This window comes from Burkholderia sp. SJZ089 (assembly GCF_007828315.1).
Classification (GTDB): Bacteria; Pseudomonadota; Gammaproteobacteria; order Burkholderiales; family Burkholderiaceae; genus Burkholderia; species Burkholderia gladioli.
Map to the genome: position 1 here is coordinate 241,734 of NZ_VIUM01000011.1, position 17,755 is coordinate 259,488.

17 protein-coding genes and 1 tRNA gene are annotated in these 17,755 nt (G+C 67.9%); 10 read left to right on the forward strand and 8 right to left on the reverse strand.

All coding sequences use genetic code 11. The features are described from left to right. Positions 1–25 precede the first annotated feature (25 nt). Complete coding sequence (locus tag FB600_RS21515) at positions 26–595, forward strand: CNP1-like family protein (protein WP_042283838.1); 570 nt, start codon at positions 26–28, stop codon at positions 593–595. 91 nt (positions 596–686) lie between these two features. On the opposite strand, the gene proB is transcribed toward FB600_RS21515, so the two are convergent. The 4 genes from proB to rplU form a co-directional block, all read right to left on the reverse strand. After that, on the reverse strand, positions 687–1,805 hold the full coding sequence (gene proB / locus FB600_RS21520) for a glutamate 5-kinase (RefSeq protein ID WP_017920142.1): 1,119 nt from the start codon (positions 1,803–1,805) through the stop codon (positions 687–689). A gap of 105 nt (positions 1,806–1,910) precedes the next feature. After that, complete coding sequence (gene cgtA, locus FB600_RS21525) at positions 1,911–3,020, reverse strand: Obg family GTPase CgtA (protein WP_096749775.1); 1,110 nt, start codon at positions 3,018–3,020, stop codon at positions 1,911–1,913. 189 nt (positions 3,021–3,209) lie between these two features. Further along, a complete protein-coding gene (gene rpmA / locus FB600_RS21530) occupies positions 3,210–3,473 on the reverse strand; it encodes a 50S ribosomal protein L27 (protein ID WP_013696571.1) in 264 nt (87 codons plus the stop codon). 27 nt (positions 3,474–3,500) lie between these two features. Next, the gene (gene rplU, locus FB600_RS21535; RefSeq protein ID WP_004194344.1) at positions 3,501–3,812 is read right to left on the reverse strand and encodes a 50S ribosomal protein L21; all 312 of its coding nucleotides are present in this window, start codon (positions 3,810–3,812) and stop codon (positions 3,501–3,503) included. 377 nt (positions 3,813–4,189) lie between these two features. Between rplU and FB600_RS21540 the strand changes: the two genes are divergently transcribed. The 9 genes from FB600_RS21540 to FB600_RS21580 all read left to right on the forward strand — a co-directional run bounded on the left by FB600_RS21540 (position 4,190) and on the right by FB600_RS21580 (position 12,008). After that, positions 4,190–5,182, forward strand: coding sequence for a polyprenyl synthetase family protein (locus tag FB600_RS21540; RefSeq protein WP_096750666.1), 993 nt, complete (start codon positions 4,190–4,192; stop codon positions 5,180–5,182). A gap of 30 nt (positions 5,183–5,212) precedes the next feature. Further along, positions 5,213–5,289, forward strand: a tRNA-Pro gene (locus tag FB600_RS21545). 140 nt (positions 5,290–5,429) lie between these two features. Next, positions 5,430–6,725: an HlyC/CorC family transporter gene (locus tag FB600_RS21550; RefSeq protein ID WP_025096841.1), complete on the forward strand. Its 1,296-nt coding sequence runs from the start codon at positions 5,430–5,432 to the stop codon at positions 6,723–6,725. A gap of 153 nt (positions 6,726–6,878) precedes the next feature. Then, positions 6,879–8,123, forward strand: a complete 1,245-nt coding sequence (locus FB600_RS21555) for a GspE/PulE family protein (protein WP_227743016.1) — start codon at positions 6,879–6,881, stop codon at positions 8,121–8,123. Next, the gene (locus FB600_RS21560) at positions 8,120–9,328 is read left to right on the forward strand and encodes a type II secretion system F family protein (protein WP_096749776.1); all 1,209 of its coding nucleotides are present in this window, start codon (positions 8,120–8,122) and stop codon (positions 9,326–9,328) included. Before FB600_RS21555 ends, FB600_RS21560 begins: the two co-directional genes overlap by 4 nt. Positions 9,329–9,388: 60 nt before the next feature. Next, positions 9,389–10,279, forward strand: coding sequence for a prepilin peptidase (locus FB600_RS21565; protein ID WP_096749777.1), 891 nt, complete (start codon positions 9,389–9,391; stop codon positions 10,277–10,279). Between the two features lie 4 nt (positions 10,280–10,283). Beyond that, on the forward strand, positions 10,284–10,892 hold the full coding sequence (gene coaE, locus FB600_RS21570) for a dephospho-CoA kinase (protein WP_096749778.1): 609 nt from the start codon (positions 10,284–10,286) through the stop codon (positions 10,890–10,892). 155 nt (positions 10,893–11,047) lie between these two features. Next, complete coding sequence (gene zapD / locus FB600_RS21575; RefSeq protein WP_013696564.1) at positions 11,048–11,803, forward strand: cell division protein ZapD; 756 nt, start codon at positions 11,048–11,050, stop codon at positions 11,801–11,803. 4 nt (positions 11,804–11,807) lie between these two features. Continuing rightward, entirely contained in the window at positions 11,808–12,008 is a 201-nt protein-coding gene (locus FB600_RS21580) for a DNA gyrase inhibitor YacG (protein ID WP_013696563.1), read from the forward strand. Positions 12,009–12,124: 116 nt separating this feature from the next. Here the strand turns inward: FB600_RS21580 and FB600_RS21585 are convergent, their stop codons facing one another. From FB600_RS21585 to secA, 4 genes are all read right to left on the reverse strand, one after another. Then, on the reverse strand, positions 12,125–12,565 hold the full coding sequence (locus FB600_RS21585; RefSeq protein WP_013696562.1) for an NUDIX domain-containing protein: 441 nt from the start codon (positions 12,563–12,565) through the stop codon (positions 12,125–12,127). Continuing rightward, a complete protein-coding gene (locus FB600_RS21590) occupies positions 12,562–13,431 on the reverse strand; it encodes an ATP-binding protein (protein ID WP_025096847.1) in 870 nt (289 codons plus the stop codon). Before FB600_RS21590 ends, FB600_RS21585 begins: the two co-directional genes overlap by 4 nt. Before the next feature lie 69 nt (positions 13,432–13,500). Next, positions 13,501–14,742 (reverse strand): bifunctional glutamate N-acetyltransferase/amino-acid acetyltransferase ArgJ, encoded by a 1,242-nt coding sequence (gene argJ, locus FB600_RS21595; RefSeq protein ID WP_017918572.1) that lies wholly within the window; start codon positions 14,740–14,742, stop codon positions 13,501–13,503. 170 nt (positions 14,743–14,912) lie between these two features. After that, the gene (secA, locus tag FB600_RS21600; protein ID WP_096749780.1) at positions 14,913–17,714 is read right to left on the reverse strand and encodes a preprotein translocase subunit SecA; all 2,802 of its coding nucleotides are present in this window, start codon (positions 17,712–17,714) and stop codon (positions 14,913–14,915) included. Positions 17,715–17,755: the final 41 nt, after the last annotated feature.

Below are 17,755 nucleotides of genomic sequence, written 5' to 3' on the forward strand. Positions count from 1 at the left end.
GCGCCCTTTTTTCGAGGTGTGCAATTTGAAATCGTTCGCTTTCGCCGCGGCGTCGCTCGCCGCGGTTGCCGTGCTGGCCGGCTGCGCCCATTCCAAGACATCGAGCGAGCCGTCCAACAAGGACGACAGCGCGTTCGTCTACCTGCTCGACCGCCAGCCCAGCTGGAAGGAAAACACGGTCGATACGCTCCCGCCCCTGCCGCAGCCGTCCAACCTGCTGCCCTTCGAGGTCTCCCAGAACACGCCGCTGAAGTTCTTCGTCGATGCCAGCTCGCTGAGCGTGGGCACCGATGGCATCGTCCGCTACACCTCGGTGATCACCAGCCCGGCCGGCGCGCGCAACGTGATCTACGAAGGAATCCGCTGCGACACCTACGAATGGCGCCAGTACGCGGCGCTCAACGCCGACCACAACGGCTGGGACCGCACCGTCGAGACCGACTGGCAGCGCATCGAGAACGGCAATCTGAATGCCTATCGCGCCGCGCTCTACCAGGATTACTTCTGCTCGAACAAGATGCCGGCCGCCAAGACCAGCACCATCATCGACAACCTGCGCGCCCATCGCACCATCCTGAACCAGCAGGTGCGCTGAGATACTGCCGATCGAGCGACTACCGCTTGCTCAATGAAAAAGCCCGCGCGGGATATCCCGCGCGGGCTTTTTTACTGGGGCGCGAGCTGCCTCAGACCAGGACTAGATTGTCGCGATGGATCAGCTCGGGCTCGAGCATGTAGCCGAGCACCGTCTCGATCTCGCCGCTCGGCTTGCGCTGGATCAGCTTGGTTTCGGCGCTGCTGTAGTTCGTCAGGCCGCGCGCGATCTCGCGACCGGCATCGTTGACGCAGGCAATCACCTCGCCGCGCGCGAACACGCCCTGCACCGCGACGATACCGATCGGCAGCAGGCTCTTGCCGCCAGCCGTCAGCTTCTCGACCGCGCCGGCGTCGATCACCACGTGGCCGCGCACCTGCAGGTGGTCGGCCATCCATTGCTTGCGCGCGGCCATGCGCGCGGTGCGCGCGATCAGCTGGGTGCCGATCGCCTCGCCCGCGGCCAGCCGCACCAGCACCTCGGTCTCGCGGCCGCTCGCGATCACCGTGTTGGCGCCGCTGTGCGCGGCACGCTTGGCGGCCAGGATCTTGGTCAGCATGCCGCCCCGGCCCAGGCTCGAGCCGGCGCCACCGGCCATCGCCTCGAGCTCGGACGCGCCCGCATCGGCTTCCTGCACCAGGGTGGCGGCCGGGTCCTTGCGCGGATCGGCGGTGAACAGGCCCGACTGGTCGGTCAGGATCACCAGCGCATCGCCCTCGATCAGGTTCGCGACCAGCGCGCCGAGCGTGTCGTTGTCGCCGAACTTGATTTCGTCGGTGACCACCGTGTCGTTCTCGTTGATGATCGGCACCACGCCCAGGCGCAGCAGCGTCAGCAGGGTCGAGCGCGCGTTGAGGTAGCGTTCGCGGTCGGCCAGATCGGCGTGGGTCAGCAGGATCTGCGCGGTGCGGATGCCGTGCTCGGCGAAGCGGCTCTCGTAGACCTGCGCGAGCCCCATCTGGCCGACCGCGGCCGCAGCCTGCAACTCGTCGATCTCACGTGGCCGCTTGCTCCAGCCGAGCCGCTGCATACCCTCGGCGATCGCGCCCGAGCTGACCAGCACGACCTCCTTGCCGGCCTCGCGCAGGGCCGCGATCTGCGCCGCCCAACGGCCGATCGCCGCATGATCGAGCCCGCGCCCGTCGTTGGTGACGAGGCTGGAACCCACCTTCACAACCAATCGCTTCGAATCGGCGATGATCGAACGCATCGTGCGCTAACTCCTGTCAGTGAAGCGCAATCCAAATCGGGATGCGACGGGCGCGAGCCCGTCGCCCGAGCCGGGCACGGCGGCGGCATGCGCCGCCGGCGGCCTTCAGTCCGCGTCGGACTTCGACGGCGCGGCGCCGCCCGGCGTCTCGCGGAAACGCACGTCGGCGGCCAGGTCCTCGGCCTCGGAGGCGCGATGCGCATCCGAATGCTCGGTGAGATAGTCGTAGACGGCGTAGACGAGGTTATCGCAGCCCTGCCCGGTCAGCGCCGAGATCTCGAATACCGGGCCATCCCAGCCGAAGCGGCGGACGAAATCCGCGACGCGCTCTGCGCGCTCGTCCTCGGGCACCATGTCGAGCTTGTTCAGCACCAGCCAGCGCGGCTTCTCGTAGAGCGATTCGTCGTACTTGCGCAGCTCGCCGACGATGGCCGTCGCCTCGGCGACCGGATCGACGTTCTCGTCGAAGGGCGCGAGGTCGACCAGGTGCAGCAGCACGCCGGTGCGCTGGAGGTGGCGCAGGAACTGGTGGCCGAGGCCCGCGCCTTCGGCGGCGCCCTCGATCAGCCCCGGGATGTCGGCGATCACGAAGCTCTTGCTCGGGCCCACACGCACCACGCCGAGGTTCGGCGCGAGCGTGGTGAACGGGTAGTCGGCGATCTTCGGCTTGGCGTTGGACACCGAGGAAATGAAGGTCGACTTGCCCGCGTTGGGCATGCCGAGCAGGCCGACGTCGGCCAGCACCTTCAGCTCGAGCTTCACCATGCGGCGCTCGCCGGGCTTGCCGTCGGTCTTCTGCCGCGGCGCGCGATTGGTGCTCGACTTGAAGTGCAGGTTGCCGAGGCCGCCCGCGCCGCCTTCGGCCACCAGCACCTTCTGCTCATGCTCGGTCAGGTCGGCGATCAGCTCGCCGGTATCCATGTCGGTGATCACGGTGCCGACCGGCATGCGCAGCGTGATGTCGTCGCCGCCCTTGCCGTAGCAATCCGAGCCGCGCCCGTTCTCGCCGTTGCGCGCCAGGTGTTTCTTCGCGAACCGGTAGTCGATCAGCGTGTTGATGTTGCGATCGGCGACCGCGTAGACGCTGCCGCCGCGGCCGCCGTCGCCGCCGTCCGGCCCGCCGAACGGAACGAACTTCTCGCGGCGCATCGACGCGCTGCCATCACCTCCGTTCCCGGCGATGACTTCGATTCGCGCTTCGTCAATGAACTTCATCCGTTGCTCCGCCCAGAATTTGAACCAATATTGTGCCGCGTGCCGCCGCGCTTGACCAATCCGCCCCGGGGGCCAGGTCGAGCCGGACCGGACCGGACCGGCCAGGCCGCGCGCGCCATCGCGCAAATGAAAAAGGCCCCGCGTGTTCCGCGGGGCCTTTGAGGCTATGAAGCCCGAACCGGCGAAAACTTACGCAGCGGCCGGAACGACGATAACCGTGTGCTTGCGGGCTGCGCCCTTGGTCGCGAACTTCACGTGACCATCGACCAGCGCGAACAGCGTGTGGTCCTTGCCGATGCCGACGTTTTCGCCCGGGTGCATGCGCGTGCCGCGCTGACGGACGATGATGCCACCGGCATTGATTGCCTGGCCGCCGTAAACCTTCACGCCGAGGCGCTTCGATTCGGAGTCGCGGCCGTTGCGGGAAGACCCGCCTGCCTTTTTGTGTGCCATTTGATAGCTCCTTTACCGTCTTGGCGCTTACGCGTTGATCGCGTCGATGCGCAGTTCGGTGTAGTTCTGGCGGTGGCCGCCGTGCTTTTGGTAGTGCTTCCGGCGACGCATCTTGAAGATGGTGACCTTGGCATGACGACCGTGGGAGACAACGGTAGCCTTGACGGAAGCCCCACTGACCAGCGGCGTACCGAACTGAATCGATTCGCCTTCGCCTACCGCGAGAACCTGGTCGAGCGTGATTTCTGCGTCAATGTCTGCCGGTATCTGTTCTACTTTGAGTTTTTCGCCGACGGCAACCTTGTACTGCTTGCCACCGGTTTTTATGACCGCGTACATTGAGAACCTCACTCTGGATCTGTTTTTCCATGCACCGCGCACGGAAAACGCGTGATTATACAGAGAGTTAGCAGTCAGGTCAAAACCTATCGTCGATGCGACTCGCGGGCCCGTTTCCGGCGGTGGATTCGCAGCCCGGGCGTGTCCTCGCTTCGATGCGGCCCTGTAGCCGGCAGCGGCCCCTCGCGGCCCGCCGAGCAAGGCGCCGGGGCTCGTGTCACCCGATGCGGCGCGGTCTCGTCGGGTGTCGCCGACGCGCGCCCCGCGCGCCGCGATCGCACCACACATCGGCGCGCAAAACCGGCCATCCGGCAGGCGCCGGCCCGGCGCGGCGCCGAATCGCCTTATAATCCGGCGCACTACCCAATTCCATGATCATGTCGTCCACTGCCTCCCCTTCCCTGAGCGCTGCCCAACTGCTGGCCCCGATCGTCGACGATATGGAGCAGGTCAACCGCGTGATTCGGCACAGCCTGTCGTCCGACGTGCTGCTGATCAACCAGATCGCGGAATACATCATCGGCGCGGGCGGCAAGCGGCTGCGGCCTGCCCTCCTGCTGCTCGTCGCGGGCGCGCTGGGCGACGGCTCGAGCCATCGCCACACGCTGGCCGCCGTCGTCGAGTTCATCCACACCGCGACGCTGCTGCACGACGACGTGGTCGACGAATCGGAACTGCGGCGCGGCCGCAAGACCGCCAACGCGCTGTTCGGCAACGCCGCCAGCGTGCTGGTGGGCGACTATCTCTACTCGCGCTCGTTCGAGATGATGGTCGGCGTCGGCAAGATGCGCGTGATGGAGATCCTTTCCGAGGCGACCACCATCATCTCCGAGGGCGAGGTGCTGCAACTGCTCAACATGCATGACGCCGACGTCGACGAATCGCGCTACATGCAGGTGATCCGCTACAAGACGGCCAAGCTGTTCGAGGCCTCGGCGCGGCTGGGCGCCGTGCTGGCCGGCGCGGACGCGAGCACCGAGGCCGCCGCCGCCGAGTACGGCCGCCGCATCGGCACCGCCTTCCAGATCATGGACGACTGGCTCGACTACGCGGGCACCGCCGAATCGATGGGCAAGAACGCCGGCGACGACCTGCGCGAAGGCAAGCCGACGCTGCCGCTGATCCACCTGCTCGAGCACGGCACGCCCGAGCAGCAGGCGCTGGCGCGCGAGGCCATCGAGCAGGGCGGCACCGATCGCTTCGAGACGATCTTCGAGGCGATCACGCGTTCGGGGGCGCTCGACCACACGCTGGAATGCGCGCGTCAGGAAGCCCAGGCCGCGGCCGGTGCAATTTTTTCGTTTCCCTCTTCCATTTTCAAAAACTCGCTGCTAGAATTATGTTCTTACTCGACGACACGAAAGTCTTGAAAGAGACAAAAGTGGCAGAAGAGTCCAATTCGGGGTGTAGCTTAGCCTGGTAGAGCGCTACGTTCGGGACGTAGAGGCCGGAGGTTCGAATCCTCTCACCCCGACCAGAATTGCAAAAACCGCGCAGTCACTGCGCGGTTTTTTTTCGCCTGTCGCCGGCGAAGCACGGCAGCCGGCCCGTCACGAGCGGCACCCGCCCCTCTGCTATAGTCATTCCCATTCCTGACCCTGACCGACCCCGATCCGAGTGGACCACATTCCCTTATGGGCGCAAATCTGCGCCGTCTTTGTCCTGCTCCTCTGCTCCAGCTTCTTCTCGATCTCTGAAACGGCCATGATGGCGCTCAACCGCCATCGGCTGAAACTGCTCGCCGGCCAGAACGCGCTCGGCGCGAAGACCACCCAGCGCCTGCTGTCGCGCACCGACACGCTGCTCAGCGTGATCCTGATCGGCAACAACCTGTTCAACACCATCATCCCGGTGCTGACCACCTCGATCGCGCTGCGCACCTTCGGCCACGACAACCTGGTGCTGTCGATCGCGACCGGCATCGTCGCCTTCCTGATCATCGTGTTCGCGGAAATCACGCCGAAGATCGTCGGCGCGACCTATCCCGAACGCATCGCGCTGCCGGCCAGCCTGGTGATCGCGCCGCTGATGCGCGTCATGAAACCGGTGATCTGGTTCGTCAACCAGCTCGCCAACGGCATCTTGCGCATGCTGCGCATCAATACCCAGGGCGATCGCGACCAGCGCTTCTCGCCCGAGGAGCTGCGCTCGATCGTGCTCGAATCCGGCAGTTTCATGCCGACCAAGCACCGCAGCATCCTGCTGAACCTGTTCGACCTCGAGAACATCACCGTCGACGACGTGATGATCCCGCGCCGCCAGATCGAGTCGCTGAACTTCGACGCCCCGCTCGACGACATCCTCCACCAGCTCGAGACCTGCTATCACAACCGGCTGATCGTCTACCAGGGCGATATCGACCAGGTGCTCGGCGTGCTGCACGTGCGCAAGACGCTGACCGCGCTGCACAACCAGGAACTCGACCGCGACACGCTGCGCGGCCTGCTGGCCGAGCCTTATTACGTGCCCTCGGGCACGCCGGTGTTCCAGCAGCTCCAGTATTTCCAGGAGAGCCGACAGCGCACCGCGCTGGTGGTCAACGAATACGGCGAACTGGAAGGGCTGCTCACGCCCGAGGACATCATCGAGGAGCTGATCGGCGAGTTCACCACCTCCACGCCGAACGGCGGCAGCTCGCGCGGCGGCTGGAACGCCAGCGGCGAATGCATCGTCGCCGGCAGCATCCCGCTGCGCGAACTGAACCGCTGGCTGCACCTGAGCTTGCCGACCAAGGGGCCGAAGACGCTCAACGGGCTGATCCTCGAGATCCTCGAGGAGATTCCCGACGGCGACGTCTGCATGAAGATCGGCGACGTGATGCTCGAGGTGATGCGCAGCGACGACCAGGCGGTGCGCACCGTCAAGCTGTTCAAGCCGCGCACCACGCGCGGCGCGCGCGCCCTGCTGCGCTGAAGCCGGCCCGCGCCGCCGTGAGCAGCGGCGCCGGGCTCTCTCGCCAGCGGTCACGCCGCCGCGCACTGGCCATCCGGCCGACTGCCGCGCCCCGCCCGGCCGCGCGATGATCGTTTCATCGTGATTCGCAGGCGGCCGCGAGGCCGGTCCCCGATGTCCACTCCCTTGCCGCCCCTGGCACCGCTTCCTCCCCTTGCCGCCGACGCCACCTCCTCGGCCGCGGCCGGCGACGCGCCGGTAGTCGCGCTGGTCAACGAGATCCTCAAGGCCGCCACCGCGCGCGATGCCTCCGACATCCATATCGAACCGGCCGAGCACGGCTGGCGCGTGCGATTGCGCATCGATGGCGCACTCCATCCGTTCGCCGCGCCGCCTGCGCACCTGCGCGACGGCGTGGTCACGCGCCTGAAAGTGCTGTCGCGCCTGGACATCGCCGAGCGGCGCGTGCCGCAGGATGGCCGCTTGCGCATCGCCCTCGCGCCGGGCCTGACGGGCGACTACCGCGTCAGCTCGCTGCCCACGCTGCACGGCGAGAAGCTGGTGCTGCGTCGCCTCGACACGCTGCCGGCCAACCTGTCGCTGTCCTCGCTCGGCTTCGATGCGCGGCAGGCCGGCGCGCTCGAAGCGGCCGTCGCCGCACCGCACGGGCTGGTTCTGGTGACAGGGCCGACCGGCAGCGGCAAGACCGTCACGCTCTATTGCTGTTTGCAGGGGCTCAATCTCGCCTCGCGCAATCTCTGCACCATCGAGGATCCGGCCGAGCTGCAGCTCGACGGGCTCAACCAGGTCAATGTGCGCGACAAGGCCGGCCTGAGCTTCGCGGTCGCGCTGCGCGCCTTCCTGCGCCAGGATCCGGACGTGATCATGGTCGGCGAGATCCGTGACGCCGAAACCGCCGACGTGGCGCTGAAGGCCGCGCAGACCGGCCATCTGGTGCTGTCGACGCTGCATACCAACGATGCGCCGGGCGCGATCGCGCGCCTGCTCGACATCGGCGTGGCGCCCTATCACATCGCCGCGGCGCTGAGAATCGTCACCGCCCAGCGCCTGGTGCGCCGGCTCTGCGTCGCATGTCGCCGGCCTTCGCGCGAGTCGATCCCGGCCCTGCTCGCGGCCGGCCTCGATCCGGCCCGGCTCGAAGACGGCTGGCGCCCCTTCGTCGCGGCCGGTTGCGAGGCCTGTCATGGTATCGGCTATCGTGGCCGGATCGGCGTGCATCAGGTGATGGCGGTTTCCGACACGCTGCGCGAGCGGATCGTCGCCCGCGCGGGCAGCCTCGCGCTCACGCGCCAGGCGCAGGCCGACGGCATGCGCTCGCTGCGCGAGGCGGCCCTGGCTCGCGTGCACGACGGCAGCACCAGCCTCGACGAGGCCTGCGCGGTCGCCGAGGCCGGATGAGTACGCCCGCCTCGGGGGAACGGCGCTTTCGCTGGGCCGGCGCGACACGCGACGGGACGCAGCGGCGCGGCAAGCTCATCGCCATCGACGGCGCAGCGGCGCGCCGCCAGCTCAGGCGCGCCGGCATCACCGTGCTCGAACTGGCCGATCAAGGCCCGGCCCGCGCGCCGGCGGCCGGCAGCCGCGAGATCACGCGCTTCGCGCAACAGCTGAGCGGCCTGCTGCGCGCCGGGCTGCCGCTCGCGCCGGCCCTCGACCTGCTCGCCGAGGCGGGCGGCCGACGCGACCTCGGCCGCATCGCCGCCGGGCTGGCGCGCGCAATCGGCGCCGGGCGCCAGTTGTCGGAAGCGATGCGGCATTACCCGCGCCAGTTCGATCCGATGTTCCGGCAGTTGATCGCGGTCGGCGAGGCATCCGGCCAGCTCGCGCCCCTGCTGGCGCGCCTGGCCGAGGATCGCGAGCGCGGCGCCGCGCAACGCGCGCGGGTGCATGGAGCCCTCGCCTACCCGCTCGCCGTGCTGGGCTTCGCCCTGCTCATCACGGTCGCGCTGCTGGCCTGGGTCGTGCCGACCTTCGCCCAGGTGTTCGAGGGTTTCGGCGCGACCCTGCCGGCCCCGACGCGCTTCGTGCTTGCCCTGTCCGACGGCCTGATGGTCTTCGGACCACCTGCCGCGCTGGGCATGCTCGCCGCCGGCGCGGGCGTCGCGCTTCTGCTGCGCCGCTCGGCCGAGGCACGCCACCAGGCCGGGCACCTCGCGCTGCGCCTGCCGCTCGCCGGCCCCTTGCTGCGCACGCTCGCTGCCGCGCGCTGGAGCCGCACGCTCGGCACCCTGCTGCGCGCCGGCACGCCGCTTGCCGACGCCTTCGACGCGCTCGCCCAGGCCACCGGCAATCCGGTGTTCGATCGCGCGACCGGTGAAATCGCCACACGCCTGCTGCACGGTGAGCGGCTCGCCGCCGCGATGCGCGCGGTCGGCTGCTTCCCGGCCGAGGTGGTCCAGCCGATCGCGGTCGCCGAGGAATCGGGCACGCTCGACGCGATGCTCGCCGACATCGCCTCGCTCTGCGAGCGGCAGGTCGACGAGCGGATCGGCGCCTTGACGAGCCTCTGCGAGCCGCTGGTGGTGATCGTGCTCGGCGTGCTGGTGGGCGCCCTGGTGGTCGCGATGTACCTGCCGATCGTCCAGCTCGGCAACGTGGTGTAGCATCGCTCCCGGTTCCGACTCTCGCCGATTCCTCCCGAATTCCTTTTTCCAGCCTTCCCGATGATCTCGTCTTTCGCCCTTGCCGATCCGTCGCTCGCGTTCGCCGCGCTGCCGGCCGCCGTCCGCTACGTGTTCGCGGCCGTGCTCGGGCTGGTGATCGGCAGCTTCCTGAACGTGGTCGCGCATCGCGTGCCGATCATGATGCAGCGCGCCTGGCAGGCCGAACTCGCCGAGGCCACCGGCGGCGACCCGGCGCCCGACGACGGGCTGCCGCCGCGCTACGATCTGTGGGCGCCGCGCAGCGCCTGTCCTCACTGCGGCCACGTGCTGCGCACCTGGGAAAACGTGCCGGTGCTGAGCTATCTGGCGCTGCGCGGGCGCTGCGCCCGGTGCCGCGCGCCGATCAGCCCGCGCTACCCGCTGGTCGAGCTGGTTTCCGGCCTGCTGGCGGTCGCCTCGCTGGCCGTGTTCGGTCCCGTTCCGGCCGCGCTGGCCGCCTTCGGCCTCTGCGCGATGCTGCTGGCGATGAGCCTGATCGACATCAAGACCGGCTACCTGCCCGATTCGATGACCCTGCCCCTGCTGTGGGCCGGGCTGCTCGTCAATCTGTGGGGCAATTTCGTCGACCTGCGCGAAGCCGTGATCGGCGCGATCGCCGGCTACCTGTTCCTCTGGTGCGTGTTCTGGCTGTTCAAGCTGCTGCGCGGCATCGAGGGCATCGGTTATGGCGACCTCAAGCTGCTCGCCGCGCTCGGCGCCTGGCTCGGCTGGATCGCCCTGCCCCAGGTGCTGCTGATCGCGGCCCTCAGCGGCGCGGCGGTCGGCCTGCTGGCGATGTGGCGCGGCCGCATGCGCTACGAGGAGCCGCTGCCGTTCGGGCCGTTCCTCGCGCTCGGCGGCATCCTCACCTTGCTGCACGGCACGCCGTTCTACCTGGCGATCGGAGGCTGACCCCATGTTCTCGGTGGGATTGACGGGCGGTATCGGCAGCGGCAAGACCACGGTCGCGAACCGTTTCGGCGAGCGCGGCGCGACCCTGGTCGACACCGATGCGATCGCGCACCAGGTCACCGCGCCCGGCGGCGCCGCGATGCCGGCGATCGCCGCCGCGTTCGGCCCGGCCTTCGTGGCCGCCGACGGGTCGCTCGACCGGGCCCGAATGCGCGCGCTGGTGTTCGGCGACGACGCCGCGCGCAAGCGGCTGGAGGCCATCACACATCCGCTGATTCGCGCCGAGACCGAGCAGCAGGCCGCGCGAGCGAATGGCCCTTATGTGATCTTCGTGGTACCGCTGCTGGTCGAATCGGGCAGTTGGCGCAACCGCGTCGATCGCGTGCTGGTGGTCGATTGCGAGGTCGAGACGCAGATCGCGCGCGTCATGCAGAGGAACGGCTTCGCGCGCGAGCAGGTCGAGGCGATCGTGGCACGCCAGGCCACCCGGGAAGCCCGCCTGGCGGCGGCCGACGACGTGATCGTCAACGAGGCCGCGCCCGACGCGGCGCTCGATACCCGCATCGACGCGCTGCACGCGCATTACCTCGCGCTGGCCGCATCGAAGTCCTGAACGTTCCCGGGCCCGCCGGGCCGGGCCCGCGCGGGATCGAGCAAGCGCCACGCCCGCGCGAATCCCTGCGCAAGGCGCGATTGCGACGCCTGAGCGTGGGCATTAGAATGTCCAGCAATTCCGGTCCTTTGTCCCAACGCCCGAGGCGAGCGCGCTTGATCCTTTACGAGTATCCGTTCAACGAACGCATCCGCACCTTGCTGCGCCTCGAAGACCTGTTCGAGCGCCTGGCGTTCTTCCTGTCGCAGGAAGATCCGAGGGAGCATCACGTGGCGCTGACGACGCTGTTCGAAATCGCGGAAGTCGCGGGCCGGGCGGATCTCAAGTCGGACCTGATGAAGGAACTGGAACGCCAGCGGCAGACGCTCGCGCCGTTTCGCGGCAACCCCGGCATCGAGCAGAACGCGCTCGAGGCGGTGCTCGGCGAAATCGAGCAGACCCTCGCCAATCTCGGCCAGATGCAGGGCAAGACCGGCCAGCACCTGCTCGACAACGAATGGCTGGGCAGTATTCGCAGTCGCGCCGTGATCCCGGGTGGCACCTGCAAGTTCGACCTGCCCTCGTATTACGCCTGGCAGCAATGGCCCGCCGAGCAGCGGCGCCAGGACATCACCAAGTGGGCGATGCCCCTGCTGCCGCTGCGCGACGCGGCCACCATCGTGCTGCGCCTGGCGCGCGAATCGGGCCAGGCCTCGAAGGTGATGGCGATGCAGGGCAGCTACCAGCAGATGCTGTCGGGGCGCACCTACCAGTTGATGCAGGTGCGCGTGCCGCCCGAACTCCATGTGATCCCCGAAGCCAGCGCCAACAAGTACATGCTGTGGGTGCGCTTCACTGTCCAGGACGGCGATGTGCGGCCGCGCGCGGTCGACATCGACGTGCCGTTCCAGTTGACGCTCTGTAATCTCTGAAATCGTGACTCTTGCCGTCAAATGCCCGGCCTGCGGAAAACAGGTCCGCTGGGTTCCGGAGAATACCTTCCGCCCGTTCTGCTCGGCCCGCTGCAAGCAGATGGATCTCGGCGCCTGGGCTGCCGAGCGCTATCGGATCGGCGGCACCGACGAGGAGCCGTCGTCGGACGCGGAGCCGGAAGGCGGCTCCGGCCGTCACGACTGAGCGGTCACTTTCCCCAGGCTGCCGCGAGCGCGGCGTCCTGAATTCGACGCGATATAACGGGGAAGCGGTGCCGCCCGGCCGAACGACCGGGCGGAAAAATTACGGCCGAGAAGCGATCAGCCCGCCTCGGCCTCGCGTGCCAGCAGTTCGAGCACCGGCAGGGCCGCCGGCAACAGCGGATCGACCTCCACCGGCAATTGCTGCCAGACGAAGGCCTGCCCTTCACGGCTGTGCGGCTCGCCGTCCCATCCCGTCACCTTGCAGAAGAACAGCCGCACATAGGCGTGCGGATAATCATGCTCCAGCGTGTGCCAGCGATGGCAGGCCGTGACGTGAATCCCCAGTTCCTCGTGCAACTCGCGCGAAAGCGCCGCTTCCACGCTCTCGCCCGGCTCCAGCTTGCCGCCGGGAAACTCCCAGTAACCTTCATAGGGCTTGCCGGCCGGGCGCTGCGCGAGCAGGTAGCGGCCGTCGGGCTGCACCAGCACGCCGACCGCCACCTCGGTGACCTTGCGCGGCGCCGTGCCGCCGGCCGCGGTTTCGGCGTTCACCGTCATACGTTCTCCTGACGACCGGAACGGTCGCGCGCGAACTGCCAGGCCACCCGGCCCGAACGCGAGCCGCGTTCGAGCGCCCAGACCAGCGCGTCGCCGCGCGCGGCCTCGACTTGCGCCTCGTCGCAGCCGAAATGGCGCAGCCAGTGCCCGACGATCGCGAGGTAGTCGTCCTGCTTGAACGGGTAGAAGCTGACCCACAGCCCGAAACGCTCGGACAGCGAGATCTTCTCCTCCACCACTTCGCCGGGATGGATCTCGCCGTCGGGCAGGTGCTTGTAGCTCTCGTTGTCGCTCATGTACTCCGGCAGCAGGTGCCGGCGGTTCGAGGTCGCGTAGATCAGCACGTTGTCGGACTGCGCCGAGATCGAGCCGTCCAGCGCCACCTTCAGCGCCTTGTAGCCGGATTCGCCGTCCTCGAAGGAGAGATCGTCGCAGAACACGATGAAGCGCTCCGGCCGCGCCGAGATCAGATCGACGATATCGCCGAGATCATGCAGGTCGTCCTTGTCGACCTCGATCAGCCGCAGGCCGTCGGCCGCGAAGGCATTGAGGCAGGCCTTGATCAGCGAGGACTTGCCGGTGCCGCGCGCGCCCGTCAGCAGCACGTTGTTGGCGGGGCGCCGCGTCACGAACTGGCGCGTGTTCTGTTCGATCAGCCCCTTCTGGCGATCGATGTTGTGCAGGTCATCGAGCGCGATCTGCGAGATGGCCGGCACGGCCTGCAGGTAACCGCGCCCCTGGCGCTTGCGCCAGCGAAATGCCGTCGCGGCATTCCAGTCGACGTCGGCGGGCGCCGGCGGCAGCAGGGCTTCGAAACGGCCCAGCAGGGCTTCCGCGCGGTCGAGAAACTGTTCGAGCTTGTCCATCCACTTTCCAGCAATCGGGTGATTCGAATTCGGCGGCGGCACGGCGCGCCGGGCGCGCCATGCACCGGCTCAGGAGCGGTAGTCGGCGTTGATGCTGACGTAGTCGTGCGACAGGTCGCAGGTCCACACCGTCGCGCTGGCCTCGCCACGGCCCAGCAGCACGCGGATCGTGATCTCGCTCTGCTTCATGACGCGCTGGCCGTCGGCTTCCTGGTAGGCGGGGTTGCGGCCGCCGGCCTTGGCCACCAGCACGTCGTCGAGGTAGAGGTCGATCTTGCCGACGTCGAGATCACCCACCCCGGCGTAGCCGATCGCGGCCAGGATCCGGCCGAGGTTGGGGTCCGAGGCGTAGAACGCCGTCTTCACCAGCGGCGAATGGCCGATCGCGTAGGCGATCTTCCGGCATTCCGCAACGTCGCGGCCGCCCTCGACCTGCACCGTCATGAACTTGGTGGCGCCCTCGCCGTCGCGCACGATCAGTTGCGACAGCGTCTGCGCCACCTCGGTGACGGCCTCGCGCAGCGCGGCGTAGGCGGGCGAGTCCACCGAATCGATCGCCGGCAGGCTCGACTTGCCCGAGGCGATCAGGATGAAGGAATCGTTGGTCGAGGTGTCGCCGTCGATCGTGATGCAGTTGAAGGAGCGGTTCGCGACTTCCTTCACCAGTTGGTCGAGCACCGGCTGCGCGACCTTGGCGTCGAAGGCCAGGTAGCCGAGCATGGTGGCCATGTTCGGCTTGATCATGCCGGCGCCCTTGCTGATGCCGGTCAGCGTGACCGTGTGGCCGTCGATCGTGACCTGGCGCGAGGCGGCCTTGGGCAGCGTGTCGGTGGTCATGATCGCCTGCGCGGCGTCGAACCAGTTGGCGGCCGCCCGGTTCGCCAGCGCGGCCGGCAGGCCGGCCTTCAGGCGATCGACGGGCAGCGGCTCGAGAATCACGCCGGTGGAGAACGGCAGCACCTGCGAGGGTTGCAGGCCGGCCAGGCGCGCGAGCTCGTCGCAGGTCGCGCGGGTCGCCGCCAGGCCCGGCTCGCCGGTGCCGGCGTTCGCGTTACCGGTATTGACCACCAGCGCGCGAATCGCCGGGCCGCCGGCACGCACCGCGGCCAGGTGTTCGCGGCAAACGATCACGGGCGCCGCGCAGAAGCGGTTCTCGGTGAACACGCCGGCCACCGTCGCGCCTTCCTCGACCGAGATGACGAGCACGTCCTTGCGGTTGGGCTTGCGGATGTTGGCCTCGGCCCAGCCTAGCGTGACGCCGGCGACGGGATGCAGTTGCGCGGGATCGATCGAAGGGAAATTGACAGCCATGGAGACACCTGCCGGAAGGAAAATGCCGGCTCCTGCCGGCATCGATGGATTCGAACGAAGCGGCGGCGCGCATTGCTGCGGGCCGCCGCGGATTCATCTTGCAGTACGCAAGTGACGAAACGGCGACCGTGCGCGGCATGGATCGCATGCCGCGTCGGCCGCCGCCGGGATCAGCTCAGCTTGCCGTGGCACTGCTTGTACTTCTTGCCGCTGCCGCAGGGGCAGGGATCGTTACGGCCGACCCGCGGCACCTCGCCCACGGCATTGCCCGCCATCGCATCGCCGACCAGCTCGGCCGTGGCATCGGTGGCGGCCGCCGCGGCCACCGCGACGCCGGCCGCGGCCGCGCCCGCATCGGAGAAATCGGCGTGGCGGAACTCGACGTTGTCGAGATTGCCACCCGCTTCCTCGATCTGCTCGGCGGCTTCCTCGAGCTGCTCGGGCGACTGGATCTGCACGTTCATGACGATGCGCGTGACTTCCTGCTTGGTCGCCTCGAGCATCGCGGCGAACAGCTCGAAGGCCTCGCGCTTGTATTCCTGCTTCGGGTTCTTCTGCGCGTAACCGCGCAGGTGGATGCCCTGGCGCAGGTGGTCGAGCGCGGCCAGGTGCTCGCGCCAGAGGCGGTCGAGCGTCTGCAGCATGATCGAGCGCTCGAAGGAGCTGAAGGCCTCGCGGCCGACCATCGCGACCTTGGCCTCGTAATGCTCGTCGGCGGCCGTCACGACAGCCTCCAGGATCTCGTCGACGCTGATCGACTGCGACTCGTTGACCATCTCCTGGATCGCCAGGTCGAGCCCCCAGTCGTTGCGCAGCGCTTCCTCGAGCTCGGGCAGGTCCCATTGCTCCTCGATGCTGCCCTGCGGCACGAACTGGTGGACCACCTCGGTGATCACGCCGTGGCGCATCGCGCCGATCGTCTCGGCGATGTCGTGCGCCTCGAGCAGTTCATTGCGCTGCTGGTAGATGACCTTGCGCTGGTCGTTGGAGACGTCGTCGTATTCGAGCAACTGCTTGCGGATGTCGAAGTTGCGCGCCTCGACCTTGCGTTGCGCCGATTCGATCGAACGCGTCACGATGCCGGCCTCGATCGCCTCGCCCTCGGGCATCTTCAGGCGGTCCATGATGGCGCGCACGCGGTCGCCCGCGAAGATGCGCAGCAGCGGATCGTCGAGCGACAGGTAGAAGCGCGAGGAACCCGGGTCGCCCTGGCGGCCGGCACGGCCGCGCAGCTGGTTGTCGATCCGGCGCGATTCGTGGCGCTCGGTGCCGATGATGTGCAGGCCGCCAGCGGCCTTGACCTGCTCGTGCAGCGTCTCCCACTCGTCGTGCAGTTGCTTGATGCGCGCGGCCTTCTCCTCGGCCGGGATCGCCTCGTCGGCCTCGAGGAAGGCGGCCTGCTTCTCGGCGTTGCCGCCCAGCACGATGTCGGTACCGCGACCGGCCATGTTGGTGGCGATCGTGATCCGCTTGGGCCGGCCGGCCTCGGCGACGATCGCCGCCTCGCGCGCATGCTGCTTGGCGTTGAGCACCTCGTGCGGCAGCCCGGCCTGCTTGAGCAGGTGCGAGAGCAGTTCAGAGTTCTCGATCGAAGTGGTACCGACCAGCACCGGCTGGCCGCGCTCGTAGCAGTCGCGGATGTCGCGGATCACCGCGTCGTAGCGCTCCTTCGCGCTCTTGTAGATCTGGTCCTGCTTGTCGATCCGCTTGGGCGGACGGTTGGTGGGGATCACCACCGTCTCGAGGCCGTAGATCTCGTTGAATTCGTACGCTTCGGTATCGGCCGTGCCGGTCATGCCGGCCAGCTTCGCGTACATGCGGAAGTAGTTCTGGAAGGTGATCGAGGCGAGCGTCTGGTTCTCGCTCTGGATCTTCGCGTGCTCCTTGGCCTCGACCGCCTGGTGCAGGCCGTCGGACCAGCGGCGGCCCGCCATCAGGCGGCCGGTGAACTCGTCGACGATCACCACCTCGCCGTTCTGCACCACGTAGTGCTGGTCGAGATGGAACAGCGTGTGGGCACGCAGCGCCGCGTACACGTGGTGCATCAGCGTGATGTTCTGCGGCGCGTACAGGCTCTCGCCCTCGGCGATCAGGCCCCACTCGGACAGCAGGCGCTCGGCCTTCTCGTGACCCAATTCGGTCAGGAACACCTGGCGCGCCTTCTCGTCGAGCGTGTAGTCGCCCGGCTTCTCGACGCCGGTGCCGTCGGCCTTCTCCTCGCCGATCTGGCGCTCGAGCAGCGGCGGCAGCGCGTTCATGCGCACGTAGAGCTCGGTGTGGTCCTCGGCCTGGCCCGAGATGATCAGCGGCGTGCGGGCCTCGTCGATCAGGATCGAGTCCACCTCGTCGACCACCGCGAAGTTCAGCGCCCGCTGCACGCGCGCCTCGGTCTCGTAGACCATGTTGTCGCGCAGGTAGTCGAAGCCGAATTCGTTGTTGGTGCCGTAGGTGATGTCGGACGCGTAGGCTTCCTGCTTCTGCTCGTGCTCCATGCCGGACAGGTTGATGCCGACCGACAGCCCGAGGAAGTTGTAGAGGCGCGCCATCCACTCGGCATCGCGCTGCGCCAGGTAGTCGTTGACGGTCACCACGTGCACGCCGCGGCCCGACAGCGCGTTCAGGTAGACCGGCAGTGTCGCCACCAGGGTCTTGCCCTCGCCGGTGCGCATTTCGGCGATCTTGCCGTAATGCAGCACCATGCCGCCGATCAGCTGCACGTCGAAGTGGCGCATCTTCAGCACTCGCCGGCTGGCTTCGCGGCACACCGCGAACGCCTCCGGCAGCAGCTTGTCGAGCGACTCGCCGGCCGCGACACGCTGCCGGAATTCACCCGTCTTGCCGCGCAACTGGTCATCCGTCAGCTGCTCGAATTGCGATTCGAGCGCATTGATCGCCGTGACGGTCTTTTGGTATTGCTTGACTAGCCGCTGGTTGCGGCTGCCAAAAATCTTCTGGAGAAAACCGGTTGTCATCGATCGGGTCTGCGTCGCAGCAACGGCCCCGGAGCGGATGA